Origin of the sequence: Balneatrix alpica DSM 16621 (genome assembly GCF_000619885.1) — a bacterium.
Taxonomy (GTDB): Bacteria; Pseudomonadota; Gammaproteobacteria; order Pseudomonadales; family Balneatricaceae; genus Balneatrix; species Balneatrix alpica.
Window position 1 is genome coordinate 84,700 of sequence record NZ_KK211040.1, and the last position, 16,489, is coordinate 101,188.

15 protein-coding genes are annotated in these 16,489 nt (G+C 54.3%); 6 read left to right on the forward strand and 9 right to left on the reverse strand.

Going from position 1 to position 16,489, the window contains the following annotated elements:
- Positions 1 to 5: 5 nt before the first annotated feature.
- Together Q334_RS0113155 and Q334_RS0113160 are read right to left on the reverse strand one after the other, a co-directional pair.
- Positions 6 to 413, reverse strand: a complete 408-nt coding sequence (locus tag Q334_RS0113155; RefSeq protein WP_027313613.1) for a GFA family protein — start codon at positions 411 to 413, stop codon at positions 6 to 8.
- Between the two features lie 97 nt (positions 414 to 510).
- Entirely contained in the window at positions 511 to 1,029 is a 519-nt protein-coding gene (locus Q334_RS0113160; RefSeq protein WP_027313614.1) for a P-loop NTPase family protein, read from the reverse strand.
- A 355-nt stretch (positions 1,030 to 1,384) separates the two neighbouring features.
- Here Q334_RS0113160 and rluB point away from each other — a divergent pair, with 355 nt between their 5' ends.
- Complete coding sequence (gene rluB, locus Q334_RS0113165) at positions 1,385 to 2,242, forward strand: 23S rRNA pseudouridine(2605) synthase RluB (protein WP_027313615.1); 858 nt, start codon at positions 1,385 to 1,387, stop codon at positions 2,240 to 2,242.
- A 467-nt stretch (positions 2,243 to 2,709) separates the two neighbouring features.
- Complete coding sequence (locus Q334_RS0113170) at positions 2,710 to 3,924, forward strand: polyhydroxyalkanoate depolymerase (RefSeq protein ID WP_027313616.1); 1,215 nt, start codon at positions 2,710 to 2,712, stop codon at positions 3,922 to 3,924.
- Positions 3,925 to 4,000: 76 nt separating this feature from the next.
- Here the strand turns inward: Q334_RS0113170 and nagA are convergent, their stop codons facing one another.
- The 3 genes from nagA to nagB form a co-directional block, all read right to left on the reverse strand.
- Complete coding sequence (gene nagA, locus Q334_RS0113175; protein ID WP_027313617.1) at positions 4,001 to 5,155, reverse strand: N-acetylglucosamine-6-phosphate deacetylase; 1,155 nt, start codon at positions 5,153 to 5,155, stop codon at positions 4,001 to 4,003.
- Positions 5,152 to 6,033 carry a BadF/BadG/BcrA/BcrD ATPase family protein gene (locus Q334_RS0113180; RefSeq protein ID WP_027313618.1) on the reverse strand — a complete coding sequence of 294 codons (882 nt, stop codon included), beginning with the start codon at positions 6,031 to 6,033 and terminating at the stop codon, positions 5,152 to 5,154. Before Q334_RS0113180 ends, nagA begins: the two co-directional genes overlap by 4 nt.
- Before the next feature lie 125 nt (positions 6,034 to 6,158).
- On the reverse strand, positions 6,159 to 6,959 hold the full coding sequence (gene nagB / locus Q334_RS0113185; RefSeq protein WP_027313619.1) for a glucosamine-6-phosphate deaminase: 801 nt from the start codon (positions 6,957 to 6,959) through the stop codon (positions 6,159 to 6,161).
- A gap of 307 nt (positions 6,960 to 7,266) precedes the next feature.
- Here nagB and Q334_RS0113190 point away from each other — a divergent pair, with 307 nt between their 5' ends.
- Genes Q334_RS0113190 through Q334_RS0113205 form a run of 4 tightly spaced genes read left to right on the forward strand, consistent with a single transcriptional unit; the run spans position 7,267 to position 11,537 of the window.
- Complete coding sequence (locus Q334_RS0113190; RefSeq protein ID WP_027313620.1) at positions 7,267 to 8,538, forward strand: ABC transporter substrate-binding protein; 1,272 nt, start codon at positions 7,267 to 7,269, stop codon at positions 8,536 to 8,538.
- 58 nt (positions 8,539 to 8,596) lie between these two features.
- Positions 8,597 to 9,526, forward strand: a complete 930-nt coding sequence (locus Q334_RS0113195; protein WP_027313621.1) for a carbohydrate ABC transporter permease — start codon at positions 8,597 to 8,599, stop codon at positions 9,524 to 9,526.
- Between the two features lie 10 nt (positions 9,527 to 9,536).
- Entirely contained in the window at positions 9,537 to 10,370 is an 834-nt protein-coding gene (locus Q334_RS0113200) for a carbohydrate ABC transporter permease (RefSeq protein ID WP_027313622.1), read from the forward strand.
- A 30-nt stretch (positions 10,371 to 10,400) separates the two neighbouring features.
- Entirely contained in the window at positions 10,401 to 11,537 is a 1,137-nt protein-coding gene (locus Q334_RS0113205) for an ABC transporter ATP-binding protein (protein WP_027313623.1), read from the forward strand.
- A gap of 158 nt (positions 11,538 to 11,695) precedes the next feature.
- Here the strand turns inward: Q334_RS0113205 and Q334_RS19140 are convergent, their stop codons facing one another.
- The 4 genes from Q334_RS19140 to Q334_RS0113225 all read right to left on the reverse strand — a co-directional run bounded on the left by Q334_RS19140 (position 11,696) and on the right by Q334_RS0113225 (position 16,484).
- On the reverse strand, positions 11,696 to 12,223 hold the full coding sequence (locus tag Q334_RS19140; RefSeq protein WP_051527795.1) for an MgtC/SapB family protein: 528 nt from the start codon (positions 12,221 to 12,223) through the stop codon (positions 11,696 to 11,698).
- A 224-nt stretch (positions 12,224 to 12,447) separates the two neighbouring features.
- Positions 12,448 to 13,560, reverse strand: coding sequence for a succinylglutamate desuccinylase/aspartoacylase family protein (locus Q334_RS0113215; protein WP_027313624.1), 1,113 nt, complete (start codon positions 13,558 to 13,560; stop codon positions 12,448 to 12,450).
- Between the two features lie 21 nt (positions 13,561 to 13,581).
- Positions 13,582 to 13,986 carry an ASCH domain-containing protein gene (locus tag Q334_RS0113220; RefSeq protein WP_027313625.1) on the reverse strand — a complete coding sequence of 135 codons (405 nt, stop codon included), beginning with the start codon at positions 13,984 to 13,986 and terminating at the stop codon, positions 13,582 to 13,584.
- A gap of 125 nt (positions 13,987 to 14,111) precedes the next feature.
- Entirely contained in the window at positions 14,112 to 16,484 is a 2,373-nt protein-coding gene (locus Q334_RS0113225; protein WP_027313626.1) for a DNA polymerase II, read from the reverse strand.
- Between the last annotated feature and the right edge of the window lie 5 nt (positions 16,485 to 16,489).

A 16,489-nucleotide genomic window follows, 5' to 3' on the forward strand; every position in this document is an offset into this window, starting at 1 on the left:
TTACCCTAACCTTCACGCCCTTGTGCAAAGGCCAATAAATCAGGCTGCAGTACACACCAGTTCGGCTTATAGGCGGTATAAATCTGGGCATCGATTGTCACAGGGATGTCATCATCAAAGGTGGCGATCGCCAATTCGATTTCATCCACGCCAGCATGTTTGCCACGAAAGCCAAGACTGGAGCCACAGGCTGAACAAAACGTTCTTACTGTGCCATTAGCCGCAATAAAATCTTTAAGCAAAGACTCACCTGAAAGCCAATGCAGTCCTTGCACTGCCACTAAGGTACCAAAGGCCGCTCCATGAAATTTACGGCACATTGAGCAATAACAGTTGGCTGCTTGTGCGCTGAAACCATTAACCGCAAAGGTCACCGCGCCACACAGACAAGAGCCTTTATAAATCTTGCACATTTATATTTCCTCCACCCTTATCTGCCCCTAATCTATTTTAATTAGGCGCGACGCAGGTTATTCAGCATTGGCATAGGCATGATTCATTTCCACCCTATTACTTGCTCAGGCGACTAGCCACAAAACTATTTAATTGCGCAACGGTTTTAATCACATACACCTCTTTAACACTCGACATCGCCTGAATACGAGCAAGAAACTCAGCATTCCAAAACTTAGGACACAGCTTTAATATTCTGTAGCTCTCCAAGCTGCCCTTCAAAACAGAGCAGCCCTCAGGCCATCCCTCGGGCTTAACGAAAAAGCTTTTCAGCAAACGCTTGGTCACAAACCAATAACTAACCAAATAAGGGAGATCAATATAAACCAAGGTATCTGCAGCCTCTAAACGCTTATAGAACAAGGAAATAGGACCCAATCCATCAACAATCCAATTTTCTACCTGCAGAATTTCTCCATGTATTTTCTCAAATACCTCACGCTCAACTGGCTCACCATTTGGCTGATATACGATAGAGTCAAGTTGATATAGCTCTATTCCCGTCGCCACAGCAAGCGCTTTGCTAACAGTCGATTTACCACTACCAGGCTTACCAAACACCGCTATTTTATTCATATCTATTCCTCCATGAGAGTCCCCATGAGGCAGATACAAAAAACCCACCTCTAGGGTGGGTTGACAAAATAAGCATGTAACAAAGCCCACCACTGCTATGGAGTGATGGTAATTCGCTTATTGAGGTGCTGAAGATAAGTTTTCATAACCCTCACCTTTATGTAAGTAAAAGCTATTGTCAAGCCGTTGTTAACCAGCACCCAATACGCTGGCACCCGCCCGCCTCAAAACTCAGCAAATTTGGCATCAAACGCTTGGTGTACCCTACTATTTGTCGCTAGGGATAACAGAGATTTTGCCTTATACTTGCCGCCCCTTCCCCGCCGTGAGGCGGCTAACCTGGAGACTCTGCACCATGCAAAGCGATGAGAAGTTACAGAAAGTCCTGGCCCGTGCTGGCCTCGGCTCCCGCCGTGAAATGGAAACCTGGATTAGTGAAGGCCGCGTCAGCATTGACGGTCGCGTTGCCAATCTGGGTGATCGTGTCACTGGCTATGAAAGTATCCTGGTAGATGGCCAGCCCCTGCAGGCAGGCCCACTGAAACATTACGAAGCCCGCATCCTGCTTTATAACAAGCCTGAAGGTGAAGTCGTCACCCGCAAAGACCCAGATGGCCGCCCCACCGTGTTTGATCGCCTGCCCCGTTTGCAAGGCCAACGCTGGATTGCCGTGGGTCGTTTGGATATCAACACCTCCGGTCTATTGCTGTTTACCACCGATGGCGAACTGGCCAATAAACTCATGCACCCCTCCACTCAGATCGACCGGGAATACGCGGTTCGCATTATGGGTGAAGTAAAGGATGAGGTGCTGGAAACTCTGAAGAAAGGCGTCATGCTGGACGACGGCCCTGCCCGCTTCACCGATGTACGCTTCTTTGATGGTCAGGGTATTAACCGCTGGTATCACTGCGTGGTGATGGAAGGCCGCAACCGTGAGGTACGCCGTCTGTGGGAATCCCAGCAGGTACAAGTCAGCCGCTTGAAGCGGGTACGCTTTGGCCACGTCTTTCTGCCCAGCCGCCTGAAAACTGGTCAGTGGGAAGAAATCCAGCAAAAAGATGCCAAGGTCATTTATGAAATGGCCGGGCTAGAGCCGAAAAAAGTGCCGCAGAAGACCGCCAAAGAGCAGGCCAGCTGGGAGCGCCAGCAGCGCAAATCCGGCGTTAAGCCCAGCGCGCCGCGCAAACGGATGCGTATCGATAACGGCTAAGGTCTGACTTCCTACCAACACAACGTAGGCCAACCAGCATCACCAAGGGCACCTTGAGCAAATCAGGTGCCCTTTTTACTTGTCGCCTTGGATTACTCGCGACTATCCCGCCCGCGCTAACAAGAGGAGGATTATCTCCGTCCACTGCGGTTAGCCTCAGGTAGCCATCCCTCACAAGAAAAAACACGATGATGCTTGTTCATTAGATTAATGACCCCTATTCTTTACTTGCTGCACCGCACAAAGCAAGGCAGTCAGACCTGCAATCAAGTTGTTGCAATCACAAGCAGAATGAAGTCGCTGCCATCAAGTAGCCATCTTGACCTGTTTAACTTTAAGAGTAAGCGCGTAACGCAACCCACTAAGGGATAACAGAGGAGGCAGAGTTCCGATGCCGCCTAAACGGTATCCGCCTCTGCAAGAGCAACAGGATTGCTGAGAATTGCCAGGTTAACTAAGGAGCCCTCATGCTGTACCAACTTCACTCCCTCAGCCAGCAGGTGTTACAACCCTGGCATCTCTGGGCCCAGGCTGCACGCAAACAACTCACCCTGCCCGGTAGCCCTTTGCCCATGCTCTACTCTGGCCGCACACTGCTCGCGGGTATTGAGTTATTTGAGCGTTGCACCAACAACTACGAAAAGCCTGAGTTTGGTATCTGCCATACCCAGATTAATGGTCGCAAGGTGCTGGTTCGTGAAGAAATCGCCCAGGCTAAGCCTTTTTGCGATCTGCTCCATTTCCGTCGTTTCTGTCAGGAAAAACACCCCAAGCTACTGCTGGTCGCCCCCCTGTCCGGCCACTACGCCACTCTATTGAGGGGAACGGTTGAGCATTTTCTGCCCGACCATGAGGTTTACATCACCGACTGGAGCAATGCCCGTGATGTCCCTGTCAGTGAAGGGGGCTTTAGCTTCGATGATTATGTCAGCTACTTGCTCGACTTTATTGAGTTGCTCGGGCCGAATGTGCATGTCATGGCGGTGTGCCAGCCCAGCGTACCGGCACTGGCAGCCTGCGCCTGGCTAGCAATGCAAAATAGCCCTCACCAGCCCGCCAGCCTGACCCTGATGGGCGGCCCGATCGACACCCGTATTAACCCAACCGAAGTGAATGACTACGCCTCTACCCATGATTATGAGTGGTTTGAGCGCAATGTGATCTGTACCGTGCCAGAGGAGTATGAGGGTGCCGGGCAACTGGTGTATCCCGGTTTTATTCAGCTCTCCGGCTTTATGATGATGAATCCGGATTTGCACATCCAAAAGCACTTCAAGTTTTTTGGTGATTTGATTCAAGGCGATGGCGACAGCGCTGAATCGCATCGAAAATTTTACAACGAGTATCTGGCGGTGATGGATCTACCTGCACAGTTTTATCTCGACACTATCCAACGGGTATTCCTTGAGCATCAACTGCCCCGAGGAACCCTAACCTACCGGGGACAACCCCTGGATTTAGGTGCAATCAAGCAAACGGCTTTAATGACCGTGGAAGGTGAGCTGGATGATATCACCGGACGTGGACAAACCAAGGCAGCACTGGATCTGTGTACCAACCTGCCAGCCAATAAAAAGCGTCATTTGGAACAACCTGGCGTGGGGCACTATGGCATCTTTAATGGTCGTCGCTTCCGTGAGCAGATTGGCCCGGCCATCAAAGCCTTTATCCACCAGCGTTAAAGGACTAGGGCACTGCAAAACGCAACAGAGGCCCAAAGGCCTCTGTTGCAGTATATAAACCCTAAGTGTTGCCGGTTTAGCGGTAATACTCCGCTTCCCCCCCTATCCAACTAGCCTGCACCTGCAAGGCGTCGGACAACCACAGAAAGTCAGCCCGGCTACCCTGCCCCAACCAACCATACTCCGTTAAACCAAGAAACTGAGCTGGATAGAGCGCCCCCATCCGCAAGGCTTCAGCCAAATCGAGCTGCAGCATCTCCACACAGTTACGTACCCCCTGAATCATATTCAGGTCGGAACCAGCAAGTACGCCATCCAGGGTGGCCACTTTGCCATTGATGCGCTTAATCGCCTTACCCATCAGGTTAAAGTCTTCTCCTACAGCCCCCACGGTATGCACCGCATCGGTGACCAGCATAACCTTGCCCTGGGGTTTGGCACGCAGCGCCACACGCATCGTTGCCGGATGCACATGCAGACCATCAACAATCAAACCACACCAGCTCTGCTCATCCTCAAGTGCCGCCCCTACCACACCCGGTTCGCGGCTTTGCAAGGGACTCATGGCATTAAACAGGTGGGTCACCCCCACAACACCCGCAGTAAATGCCTGTTGCATTTGCGCATAGCTAGCCGCACTGTGGCCGGCACACACTCTGACCCCAGCCGCCGCCAGTTGGCTGATCCAGGCCATTGGCACACACTCAGGCGCCAGGGTCAGCATCACCTTAGTCTGCCCCGCCAGTTGGCAAATAGGCTCCAACATCTGCGCCGGCATGGGGCGAATGCGCTGCTCATCATGTACACCCTTACGTGCACTATTGAGATAAGGCCCTTCCAGGTGCAATCCCAGCACCCCAGGCATGCCCTCAGCGGTAGCCTGGGCAACGGCAGCAATTGCCTGTTCCATCACAGGGTCGAGATCGGTAATCAGGGTGGGCATCATCGCCGTGGTGCCATAGGGACGATGCGCCTCAACAATTTTACCTAGCGCTGCCGCCTCTGGGTGATCGTTAAAGAGCACCCCACCACCACCATTAACATGTACATCAATCAACCCTGGCACTAATAAACCACCGCTGAGTTGATGACGGCGCACACCTGCAGGCAGTGCCTCATCGGCCACAATGCTCTGCACCTGATTAGCAGAGATCACCAGGCTATGCCCTTCCCACCAACGCTGCCCATCAAAAATGCGCGCGCCTTGATAAGCTTGCCATGACTGGCTCATTGGCCTTCCTCCTGCCAAGCTTGACGGGCCAGCAGCATCGCGCCATAGAGCGCATCCTGCTGGGGTGCCACCAACACCGCGCGACTCGCCTCACTTAGCCAGGGCAGCATCGGCTCAGCCAAGCCGCCCATCAAAGCACAATGCTGGGATCCCGCTGCAATCAGGGCGGCAATATGGATATCAATTTCCCGCGCCTGGCGCTGTAATAGTTGCCGGGCAATCGGGTCCTGCTGTTCGGCGTATTGCAACACCATCGGCGCAAAGGCGGCATAGTCTTTAGGCTTGGCCTCATTCAGCCACGCCACTAACTGCTCTGGATTATGCTCAAAACCTTGCATCACCTGCTCAGTCAAGGCTGACACCTCTGCCATGCCCTCATGGGCCAATAACGCTGCCCGTAGCAATCGCAGCCCCAGCCAGGCGCCACTACCCTGGTCAGAGATGGGAAACCCCCACCCGCCCTTCAGCTCAAACTGCCCTTGCTTCGCCACCAGCCCACAGGAGCCAGTGCCGATAATCAAAATGGAACCATCACCACCAGCAAAAGCCCCCAGACAGGCGATATGCGCATCGGTCAACAGCTTAACGGCGCGAAACGGATGAGGATAATTCAGCACCAACTGCTGCTCATGGGCTTGAGCAGCCCCGGCTAAGCCTAAACCTGCGTAGGTGTGAGCTAATACCGATTCCGGTAACTGAGCTTGCTGCAAAGCTTGCCGGGTCGCCGCCAGGATATTGGCATAGGCGATCTCCAGCCCCACCCGCGGGTTACCACTGCCGGCCTTACCTTCACCCAGTACCTTTCCTTCTAAGGAATACAGGCGGGCGCGGCATGAGGTGCCACCACCATCCACACCCAGCAGTAAGGGTTCTGTCATTACTCAACTCTCTATTCTAGTGATCTATTCTGGCGATCTATTCTGGCGATCTATTCTGGCTATCGATGCTTGCGCTCGATTCGTGCGCGCTGACGATACTGACGCGACCTATCTAACCGTACAACCTATGGCTGAGCGTACTGGCCACGCTGTGCCAGCAGGCGCTCTTGTTCACGCTGAGCCTGGCGATAGTAGTCAACGTATTGCAAGCCAACCGCGGCAGCCTCATCGACGACCAAAATTGTCTGGGGATGCAATTGTAAGGCGGATGCCGGGCAAGCCGCACTCACAGGTCCCTCTACCATCGCGGCCACCGCTTCGGCTTTCGCTGCACCGGTAGCCAACAGCAATATTTTGCGTGCTTCTAAAATGGTGCCAATGCCCATGGTGATCGACAGCGTTGGCTGAAACTCGCCAGCAGCAAAGAAACGTTGGTTATCCTCCAGCGTCGCCGGCGTCAGCGCCTTAATCCGGGTACGAGAGGCCAAGCTGGAGCCTGGCTCGTTAAAGCCTATGTGGCCATTACGACCAATGCCGAGCAACTGCAGATCAATGCCACCGGCAGCTTGGATAGCATTTTCATAATCAGCTGCAGCCTGCCACGGATCCCCCCAACCCTGCGGGAGGTGGCTATTCTGCGCGGGAATATCGAGGTGTGCAAACAGATGCTCGTGCATGTAGTAGTGATAACTCTGCGGGTGCTCAGCATTCAACCCCAGGTATTCATCCAAGTTAAAGGTGCTGACCTTGGCAAAGGACACCGCCCCCCGGCGGTAGGCTGCCACCAACTGCGCATACACCGCTAAAGGGGTGCTACCAGTTGCCAACCCCAATACAGAATCTGGTTTATTGCTGACTTGTTCAATCAAGATTGCCGCACTGGTGCGGGCAGCGGCCTCAGCATCCGCCACGATGACTACCTGCATAACACACTCCCAATATATATAAGCGTCAAGTCAGTAGAGCTTGCGCCCCCCTGCCTGGCTAATGGGTAAACAGGCTACTGCAAGTCAACCAGGATAACAATACCATTAAGATACCAAAGCACAGATTTAGCCTGGCCACCCTCTACACACACCCGCTAAAAAACAAACCAAAATCATTCTTCTGCCCAACAATCAAGCAAAACTCTTGTTAAAGGTGTCAAATTGGTTTTATATTAACCCCGCACTTGTGTGAATCTGGTCTACTCGACCTTTCCATCGTGGGCAATAAACCAGGAGTACAATAACAATGCCGTACCTCAATACCCCGGCCCGCCTTGGCGGCGCCCTGGCCCTCGCCACCACCCTGCTGGCAAACCCTGCTCTAGCCGCACAAAAGCTAGTGATTGAAAGCTGGCGCAGTGACGATGCGGTGATCTGGAACGATGTCATTCTGCCCGCCTTCAAAAAGGCGCACCCTGAGATTGATGTCAGCTTTAACCCCACCCCTCCCGCTGATTACAACTCTGCTTTGCAGGCACGCTTGGATGGTGGTACTGCAGGCGACCTCATTACCTGCCGCCCGTTTGACCTGTCTTTAGGCCTGTACCAAAAAGGTAATCTGGCCAAACTGAACGATCTGCCAGGCCTGGAGAATTTCTCCGATGTTGCCAAGAGCGCCTGGGTCACCGATGACGGCCAAGATGTTTTCTGCTTGCCAATGGCCTCGGTTATTCACGGCTTTATGTACAACACCCAGATTTTTGATGAGCTGAACCTGCAGCCGCCCAAGACAGAAGAAGAGTTCTTCAAGGTGCTGGAAACCATCAAAAATGAAAGCCGCTACACACCGCTGGTAATGGGTACCGCTGATCAGTGGGAAGCCGCCACCATGGGTTACCAAAACGTTGGCCCCAACTACTGGAAAGGCGAAGAAGGTCGTAAAGCCCTGCTGGATGGCTCTGCCAAGCTGACCGATGAAGCCCAAGTCAAAACCTTTGAGCATCTGGCCAAGTGGAAAGACTACCTGGGTCGCGGTTTTGAAGCCCAAAAGTACGCCGATTCACAAAACCTGTTTAGCTTGGGCCGTGGCGCCATCTACCCTGCTGGCTCCTGGGACATCCCCACATTCCGCGCCCAGGCTGACTTCATTTTCGGCGCCTTCCCCCCTCCCACACCGGCGGGTCAGGACACTTGCTACATCAGTGACCACACCGATATCGGCATGGGCATCAACGCCAAGAGCCCCAACCAGGAAGCAGCCCGTACGTTCCTGGAGTGGATGACTACCGAGCAATTTGCTCAGCTATACACCAACGAGCTGCCTGGTTTCTTCTCCCTGTCAAACCACAAAATTGTGGTGGAAGATCCCGTCGCACGCGAGTTCGTGAGCTGGCGCCATCAGTGTAAGTCGACTATCCGTAACTCTTACCAGATTCTGTCCCGCGGGACCCCGAACCTGGAAAACCAGTTGTGGAACGTCAGCGCCCAGGTCATCAACGGCACTATGACTCCCGCTCAAGCAACCGCAGAGTTGCAGAAAGGACTCGAGCAGTGGTACGCCCCGCAACAGGGTAAGTAAGTCGCTGGAGGGAGTGCTCTGAGCGCTCCCTCCGCACCACCGTGATCGAGAGAAAGATATGAATACAACGCCAAGCACTCGTCCTTTTCCCTGGCATATCGTGGTTTTTCTGGCCCCTGGCCTGCTGATTTATTTAATGATTAGCGTCTACCCTCTGCTCGACACCCTGTTTTTGGCGCTCTTTAGTGAAGATGCCAGCGGCAAGGAGTTTTTCGTCGGTTTACAGAACTTCAAGACGCTACTCTTTGATGCGGTCTGGTCTGAACCCTTCTGGAATGCCCTGGGTAATAACTTCCAGTTCTTTATCATCCATATGCTGGTGCAAAACCCGGTTGGCCTGGCCCTGGCCGCCTTGCTGAGCCTGCCCAAACTTAGGTTCAGCAACACCTATCGCACCCTGATCTTTATGCCCACCATGTTATCGGTGGTGATCATCGGCTTTGTCTGGCAGCTGCTGCTGAACCCGGTGTGGGGTATCAGTGAAGACTTCCTCTACTCCCTTGGCCTGGGCCAGTACTTTGATGCCTGGCTGGGTAAAGAGGGCAGCGCCCTGATCACCCTGTCGCTGATCTCGGTATGGCAGTTTGTCGGCATCCCGATGATGCTGATCTATGCCGCACTGCTGAACATTCCCGATGAACTGGTGGATGCCAGCGTGGTGGATGGTTGCTCGCCCTGGAAAACCTTCTGGCACATCAAGCTGCCCTTGATACTGCCCACCATTAGCATGGTGTCGATCCTGACCTTTGTCGCCAACTTCAACGCCTTTGAATTGATTTACGCGGTGAAAGGCGCCTTGGCTGGGCCGAACTTCTCCACTGACATCATGGGCACCCTGTTCTACCGCACCTTCTTTGGCTTCCAGCTGCAACCTGGCAGCCCCACGATGGGTGCCGCGGTAGCGACCCTGATGTTCCTGATTATTTTGGTTGGCGTGATGATTTATCTGTTCTTCATTCAGCGTCGCATTCAGCGCTTCCAGATGTAAGGAGCCGCCCGTGAATCGCCAAAACTGGTTGAAAACCCTGAGCGTGCATGCGGTGCTGCTCACCTACACCCTGATCGCCTTGTTTCCGATCCTGGTGATTTTGCTTAACGCCTTCAAAGAACGTAAGGCTATCTTCAACGATCCGCTGGGCTTACCTAGCCTGACTAATCTTAACTTTGCGGGCTTTGAGCAGGTGTTACTGCGCTCCGACTTCGAGCTGTACTTTGCTAACAGCCTGATTGTGACCGTGCTATCGCTGTTCTTTGTGTTGCTGTTTGGGGCCATGGCTGCCTGGGCGTTAACGGAATATAAGTTCCGGGGTGGGCTGCTGATCGCCGTGCTCTTTGCCATGGGCATTATGATTCCGATCCGCCTGGGTACCGTGAGCATTCTGCGCCTGATGGTCGATCTGAACCTGGTTAACACCCTGACGGCACTGGTGCTGGTCTATATCGCCCAAGGCTTACCCCTGGCGGTGTATATCCTGTCGGAGTTTATCCGCATGGTGCCCAAGGAGCTGAAGGAGGCGGCGCGTTGCGATAACGTCAGCGAATACCGCATTTTCTTCAGTATCATCCTGCCGTTGATTCGCCCAGCGATGGCCACCGTAGCGGTCTTTACCATGATCCCGATCTGGAATGACCTCTGGTTCCCACTGATTCTGGCTCCGGGCAACGAAACCCAAACTATTACCCTTGGGGTCCAGCAGTTTATTGGCCAGTTCATTACCGACTGGAACTCGGTACTGGCGGCCCTCACCCTCGCCATTGTTCCGGTATTGGTGCTTTACCTGGTGTTCTCACGCCAGTTGATTCGCGGCCTCACCGCCGGCGCCGTCAAATAAGCATCTACCCCGTTTTATGAGGAACCTGATATGGCTGACTTAACCTTAAAGAATCTGAAAAAGAGCTACGGCGCCGTCAACATCCTGCACGGCATTGATCTGGATATTAAAGACGGTGAGTTCGTGGTGCTGGTCGGGCAATCCGGCTGCGGCAAATCCACCTTGTTGCGGATGATCGCCGGGCTGGAGGAAATCAGCGATGGTGAACTGCTGATCGATAACAAACGCATGAATGAGCTCAACCCGGCGCAACGCGGTATCGCCATGGTGTTTCAATCCTATGCGCTCTATCCGCACATGAATGTTTATAAGAACATGGCCTTCGGCCTCAAGATTGCCGGTAAAGACAAACAGGCCATTCGTACCAAGGTGGAAGAAGCTGCCCGCATCCTGCAAATCGATCACCTGCTGGATCGTCTGCCACGGGAACTGTCCGGTGGCCAGCGCCAACGGGTAGCCATTGGTCGCGCCATCGTCCGTGATCCTAACGTCTTCCTGTTTGATGAACCCCTCTCCAACCTGGATGCCGCACTGCGGGTACAAACCCGGGTCGAAATCGGCAAGCTACACCAGGAGCTAAACGCCACCATTATTTACGTTACCCATGATCAGGTGGAAGCCATGACCCTGGGAGACAAAATTGTCGTGATGAATAATGGCCGGGTCGAGCAAGTGGGTAGCCCGCTGGAGCTCTACCAGCACCCGGCCAACCTCTTCGTCGCGGGTTTTATCGGTTCGCCGAACATGAACTTCCTACCAGGACAGGTGGTGGCCGCCGAAGCCAAGCAGGTGCGGGTGCGCCTGGATATCGGTCTGGAAGTGAGTCTGCCGGTCGCAGGTACAGAAGCGAAAGCAGGGGACAAAGTCACCCTTGGCATTCGCCCGGAGCATTTACAGGAACAACCCAGCCAAGGTCCCAGCCTGACGGGCAAAGTCAATCTGGTGGAGCGTTTGGGCGAGGCCAGCTACCTCTATGTCGAGTTGCCAAACGGCCAGGAAATCATCGCCAAGACCCACGGTGAAAGCCTGACTATGCAGGGGGATTCCGTCATCCTCGGCTTTACTCCGGCCCAGGCCCATCTGTTCAACGACCAAGGCCAGAGCTGGCGACGCCAGGAGGCCGGCGAACTGCTGGAGAAGCTCTACGCCCGTGGCCATGCAGCCTAAGGCAGCCAGTAACTAGCCTGCCTTAACCGAGCGACAAGTTCAGCCGAGCCCACTTCGGCCAACAAAAAAACGGCCTGTACTCTGTGGCCGCTTTCCTTCTCTCTCACCCGTCTGTATCGCAAGATCAGGCGGGCTTTTTTTGCTGCCCCCTACCAGAGCTACTCGTGACTCTTGCGCCGTTCCGCCATTCCCGCTGGAGGGACACCACCTTCGGCCCGTGCCTGATAGCCGTTACGATGCACCCCTTTTTGCAGTGCTGGGATACGCTTCTCCACCACATCAATGATGACCAGCCCAAGCACTGTTAACACCGCCAGCTTAATTCCCAGGATATGATCCTGCACCCCTATCGCCACTCCGATGGCCGCCAGCATCCAGATCACCGCTGCCGAAGTCACCCCGTGAATCATGCCATCCCGGGCAATCATTACCCCAGCACCAAGAAAGCCAATACCGGTAATCACCTGCCCCACAATACGGGTCGGATCCGTCGCCCCAGTGGAAAGTGACAACGACACTGCAATAAAAACATAGGTTCCCACACAGATCAGCATGCTGGTACGAATCCCGGCAGGCTTCCCTAATATTTGCCGCTCCAGGCCAATAATGCCCCCAGCTAAAGCCGCGCTACCTAGCCCTGCCCAGGTCAGAGGCGCTATATCGACTAAAATTTGCAACCAACTCATACAACACCTTGTGTTCTGCCGATGACAGCCCCATAGGTTGATTACGGAAGTGAGTTTCCCCGCACCTTCGGTTGTTGTACCGGAATCTTATATGTCGCATTGGCCACCCTTAGGGTGGCCTCTTTTTTTACCGCTGATATGTAACCGGTGAACTGCCTCATCATAGAACTCCACAATGAAATAACCTGCGGTTTATCCCTGACGATGACAGCCAGGCAGCTCGCTCAGGGAGACAGTAAATGCCCAGAGCGAATGGGCTCCTCCCCAGAAACAAACATGAGCTCCATGCCAGTATGGGCATAACGCTGGCGGTTACGGGCATAGACAATCCCTTCTATAGAGGAACACAGCTCCGTCTCCGCCCCCCCTAACGGGTTAATAACACGCAATAGCGGCTGCCCTGGACTTACCCACTGCCCTGGCTGCACCAGAAAATCCACCAATCCCGCACTGGGGGCCTTTGTCACTTCTACCGCAGCTAAGGGTTTCGGCTCACGCACCTTACTGGCCGCTTCCGGCTGCCCCTTCAACACTCCCTTGGCACGCAAATAATTCAGAATGGCCTCCGCATCAGCTTTGGCCTGCCCCGAGCTGACATCCGTCTGCCCCCGCAGCTCTACCGTGGCGGCAAAGCAGGCCATCGGGATCGCAGCCTTGGGAAAACGAGTGGCCAGATTAGCCCAGGGGCCAGAATGAGCCTCATCGAAGGGCTGTCCATTACCCGCTTCAGCATACAGAGTTACCTCACAGCCCAGATGTTGAGCCAACTCATGCCCCTGTTTGATTTGCTCACTATGGATATAAAGATGCAGTGCTGCCTCTAAATCACAGTGCAAATCCAGCAGAATATCGGCATCACAGGCCAGGCTCTGTAAGCGCAAGCGCAGGGAGTCCAGTTCATTCTCCGGCTGCAGCTCAGCCAGCGCTTCCAGCATCGCTGCCCGAATCAAGACAACATTGGCCTCTGCATCCTTGCCGAGCTTCGACTCAACCCGCCCGGCCACCAAAGCCGCCAAGTCGGTGTAATAGCGGTTAAAGTTTTGCCCACTGCCCTGCTCGAAACGCCCCAGCAGATAGCCCAGTATTTTCTGATCCAAGCCCAGCGGATTCGCCAAGGGCACCAGGATGACTTCACCCTGCAGATTACCAGCCGCCTCCTCTTGCTGTAGCGCTAAGCGTAAATAATGGGCCACCAGCATCCCCGGATGCTCATCGGCGTGTAAACCAGCCTGAATATAGACTTTTAAGCCACTACCAGGCTGACCATAGTGATAGCTACTCACCACCTTATTGCTGTTAAGGCTGGCTTGCAGCAAAGGAAAATCGACGATTTGCATAAGGACTCCTGACGCAGCTGGTTAGTGACCTGCGTTGGCATTAGCCAACGGCAGCACTTCCACCAGCTCAAAGTGCATGGCCAGTAACGGAAAATCCGGGCTAAGGAAGTCATCTGGCCAACTATGACGCAAAATTACCCGTAAATGTTCAGCATCGCGGCAGGCTTCCGCCCGCCACAGTTTTTCTGGAATGGTCGCAAAGGTTAACTCATAACGATCGGTCACCTGCAGCCGTGCGCGAGGCCGCCCCTGGCTATCCTGCGCCAGCAATATCTGCCCGAGTTGCGCCTGATGCGGATCAAAAGACCCCGGGCGCTGGTTGTATAGACGGGATACCAAAGCTCGCTTGCGCCCAGCCAAGACGAGATGCAAGAGGGAATCATCGCCCTCGTAGTAACTCCAGAAGCGAATAATGGGCTCATCCATGGTTACCCCTGATGCTTTTCTGCACAGTGCTCTGATCGATGGATAGGAATCGGATAAACATAGACCGCCAATGCGGTGAAGTCGATCCCTTGCAGCCTTATATGAAAGGGATTCAGGCACACTGATCAGTCGAATAACGACAGCTGGCTGGCGACTTCCTGCTCAAAGCTACTACCCAACATCTGTAAAATGGCATCCACCATCGGCTTGACCTGACGTTGGATATAAAGCTCATAGTCCAGGGGGGCACTGGTATGACCCAGAGGCTCTGCTCCCTGCAGCGTCAGTACATATTCCACATGGCTACCACGTTGATAACGCGGGGTAAGCCCCTGCGCTAAACGCCATGTCTCCAGCTTACGCGCTGCCTGCACGTGGGGCGGCACCTGACGCTGGTAACTGGCCAACGGACGCCGCAAACGTTTTCGAAACACCAGCGCCTCATCCCACCGCCCTGCCCGCAACTCGGCAATGCGCTCGCGCAGCCATTCGCTGTAGGGCTGATCGAGAAAAATGCGTAGATACAGCTCCCGCTGTAACTGACGGGCAAAAGGCGTCCAGTCGGTACGCACTGACTCCAGCCCCTTCACAATCAACTGCGGTTCGCCCTGACGCCAAACCAAGCCTGCATAGCGCTTTTTGCTACCCTCAGCAGAGCCCCGAATAGTCGGCATAAAAAAACGGCTGTAGTGGGTTTCAAACTCAATTTCCAAATAGCTTTCCAGGCCATATTGCTGGGCCAAATGCTGCTCCCACCACTGGTTCAGTGCTTGCGCCAGAGCCTGCCCCAGATTACAGGCCTGCTCTTCGTCATATTGCCCTTTGAGCCAGACAAACAGGGAATCCGTATCACCATAGATCACTCCATAACCCTGTGCCTCAATCCACTCTTTGCTCTGCTGCAGAATCTGATGGCCACGCAGAGTAATAGAAGAGGACAGGCGTCGATCGAAGAAACGGCACAGAGGTGAGCCTAAGACACCATAAAAAGAATTCATGATGATTTTAATCGCCGTCGACAGCACCTTTTTACCAGCTCTTTTCGCCTCTTCCCTGGCCTGATGACAGCGGGTAACGATTTCCGGCAGGATAGGTTGCTGGCGCCAAAAGCGAGCTTGGTTGAACCCCTCCACCAGCTCTTGCTCTGGATGCTGCCCACTAAGCCCCTCGACCAGCGCATAGGGGTCAATCAGAAAGCTGCGGATAATGCTGGGGTACAGACTTTTAAAATCCAGTACCAGCACATGCTCATATAGTCCGGGGCGGGAATTCATCACAAAGCCGCCGGGGCTATCCACCGCGGCCTCGCCTGAGGCATAGACTGGTGCAACATAACCCTTGCGGTGTAGAGCGGGCAAATAAAGGTTATCAAAGGCCGCCGCTGAGCCCCCCACCCTATCGAGACTAAGCCCTGTCAGCTCCGCCCTGGCTAATAAATAGTCGAGCAACGCCGCCTTGGCGAAAATATCCGCCACCAGACGACAGTCCTCCAGGTTGTAGGCCGCCAGCGCCTGGGGTTCCTGACGATAGAGGCGGCTGATCTCCTCGCCACGCTGATCAGGATCTTCAATCAGCTTTTCTCGCCCCAACAGCTCCTTGGCCACCGCATTAAGGGCGTAACTTTCAAACTGCCAGGTGGCATTTTTGAGGGTATCAATACCATCTAAGGCGACCCGCCCTGGCCAATCGACAAACACATGCTGAGTCGAGCGGGACTGACGTATGCTGGCAAGCTCACCACCACGTCCCCATTGCAGGGGCAGTTTTTCTTCCTGGTAGTGGCGTGCCAGCACCTGCAAGTCAAACCCAACCAGGTTCCACCCCAGAATCACATCCGGATCCCAGCTGACCAGGCGTTGCTCAAAAGCCAGCAGCAGGCTACGTCGATCGGCATACCAACACAGCCGCCCTCCGCCAGGCAAGGTTTGATCCTGACCTTGCCCCAGCATCAGCACCTCTTGCTTATCTTCCATCAGCAGGCCGATGCAGTAGAGCTTACGAGCATCCATAGAGGTTTCGATATCGAGCGACAACCATCGCAACTTTGGCGTCACTCTGCTTGGCCGAGCACGATAAGCGGGGGAGCCCGCGGAAGCAGTGGAGATGGCTTGCAACTGCACCCCGGCACGAATTCCCCGCTCCATCAGATAACGCTCCTGGGGGCGGATATCCTCTTCCATCAGGCGCACCCCCGCCTCCTGCAAACGCTCACGGCAACGATAAAAACTGCTCAGGTTAGCGCAGTAACAACCCACTACCGGCTGGCGCTCAAAGTCTTGCAAAGCCAGGGTTTGCAGGCGCCAGTGCGATAATCCCGCCAATACTTGCTCAGCTTGCTGGCGTTGCGCAGCAGGAATAAAAAAGACCGCTTCTTGATCCGCTACCTGCCAGGCATGGGGGCCTGCAGGGGTCCATAACCAGTAACGCAGCTGCAGCCGCTCCCCCTCATCATAAGCGTGGCGACTGAGTACTAATCCCGTTACTTGTGCTTGTTGCACCCACC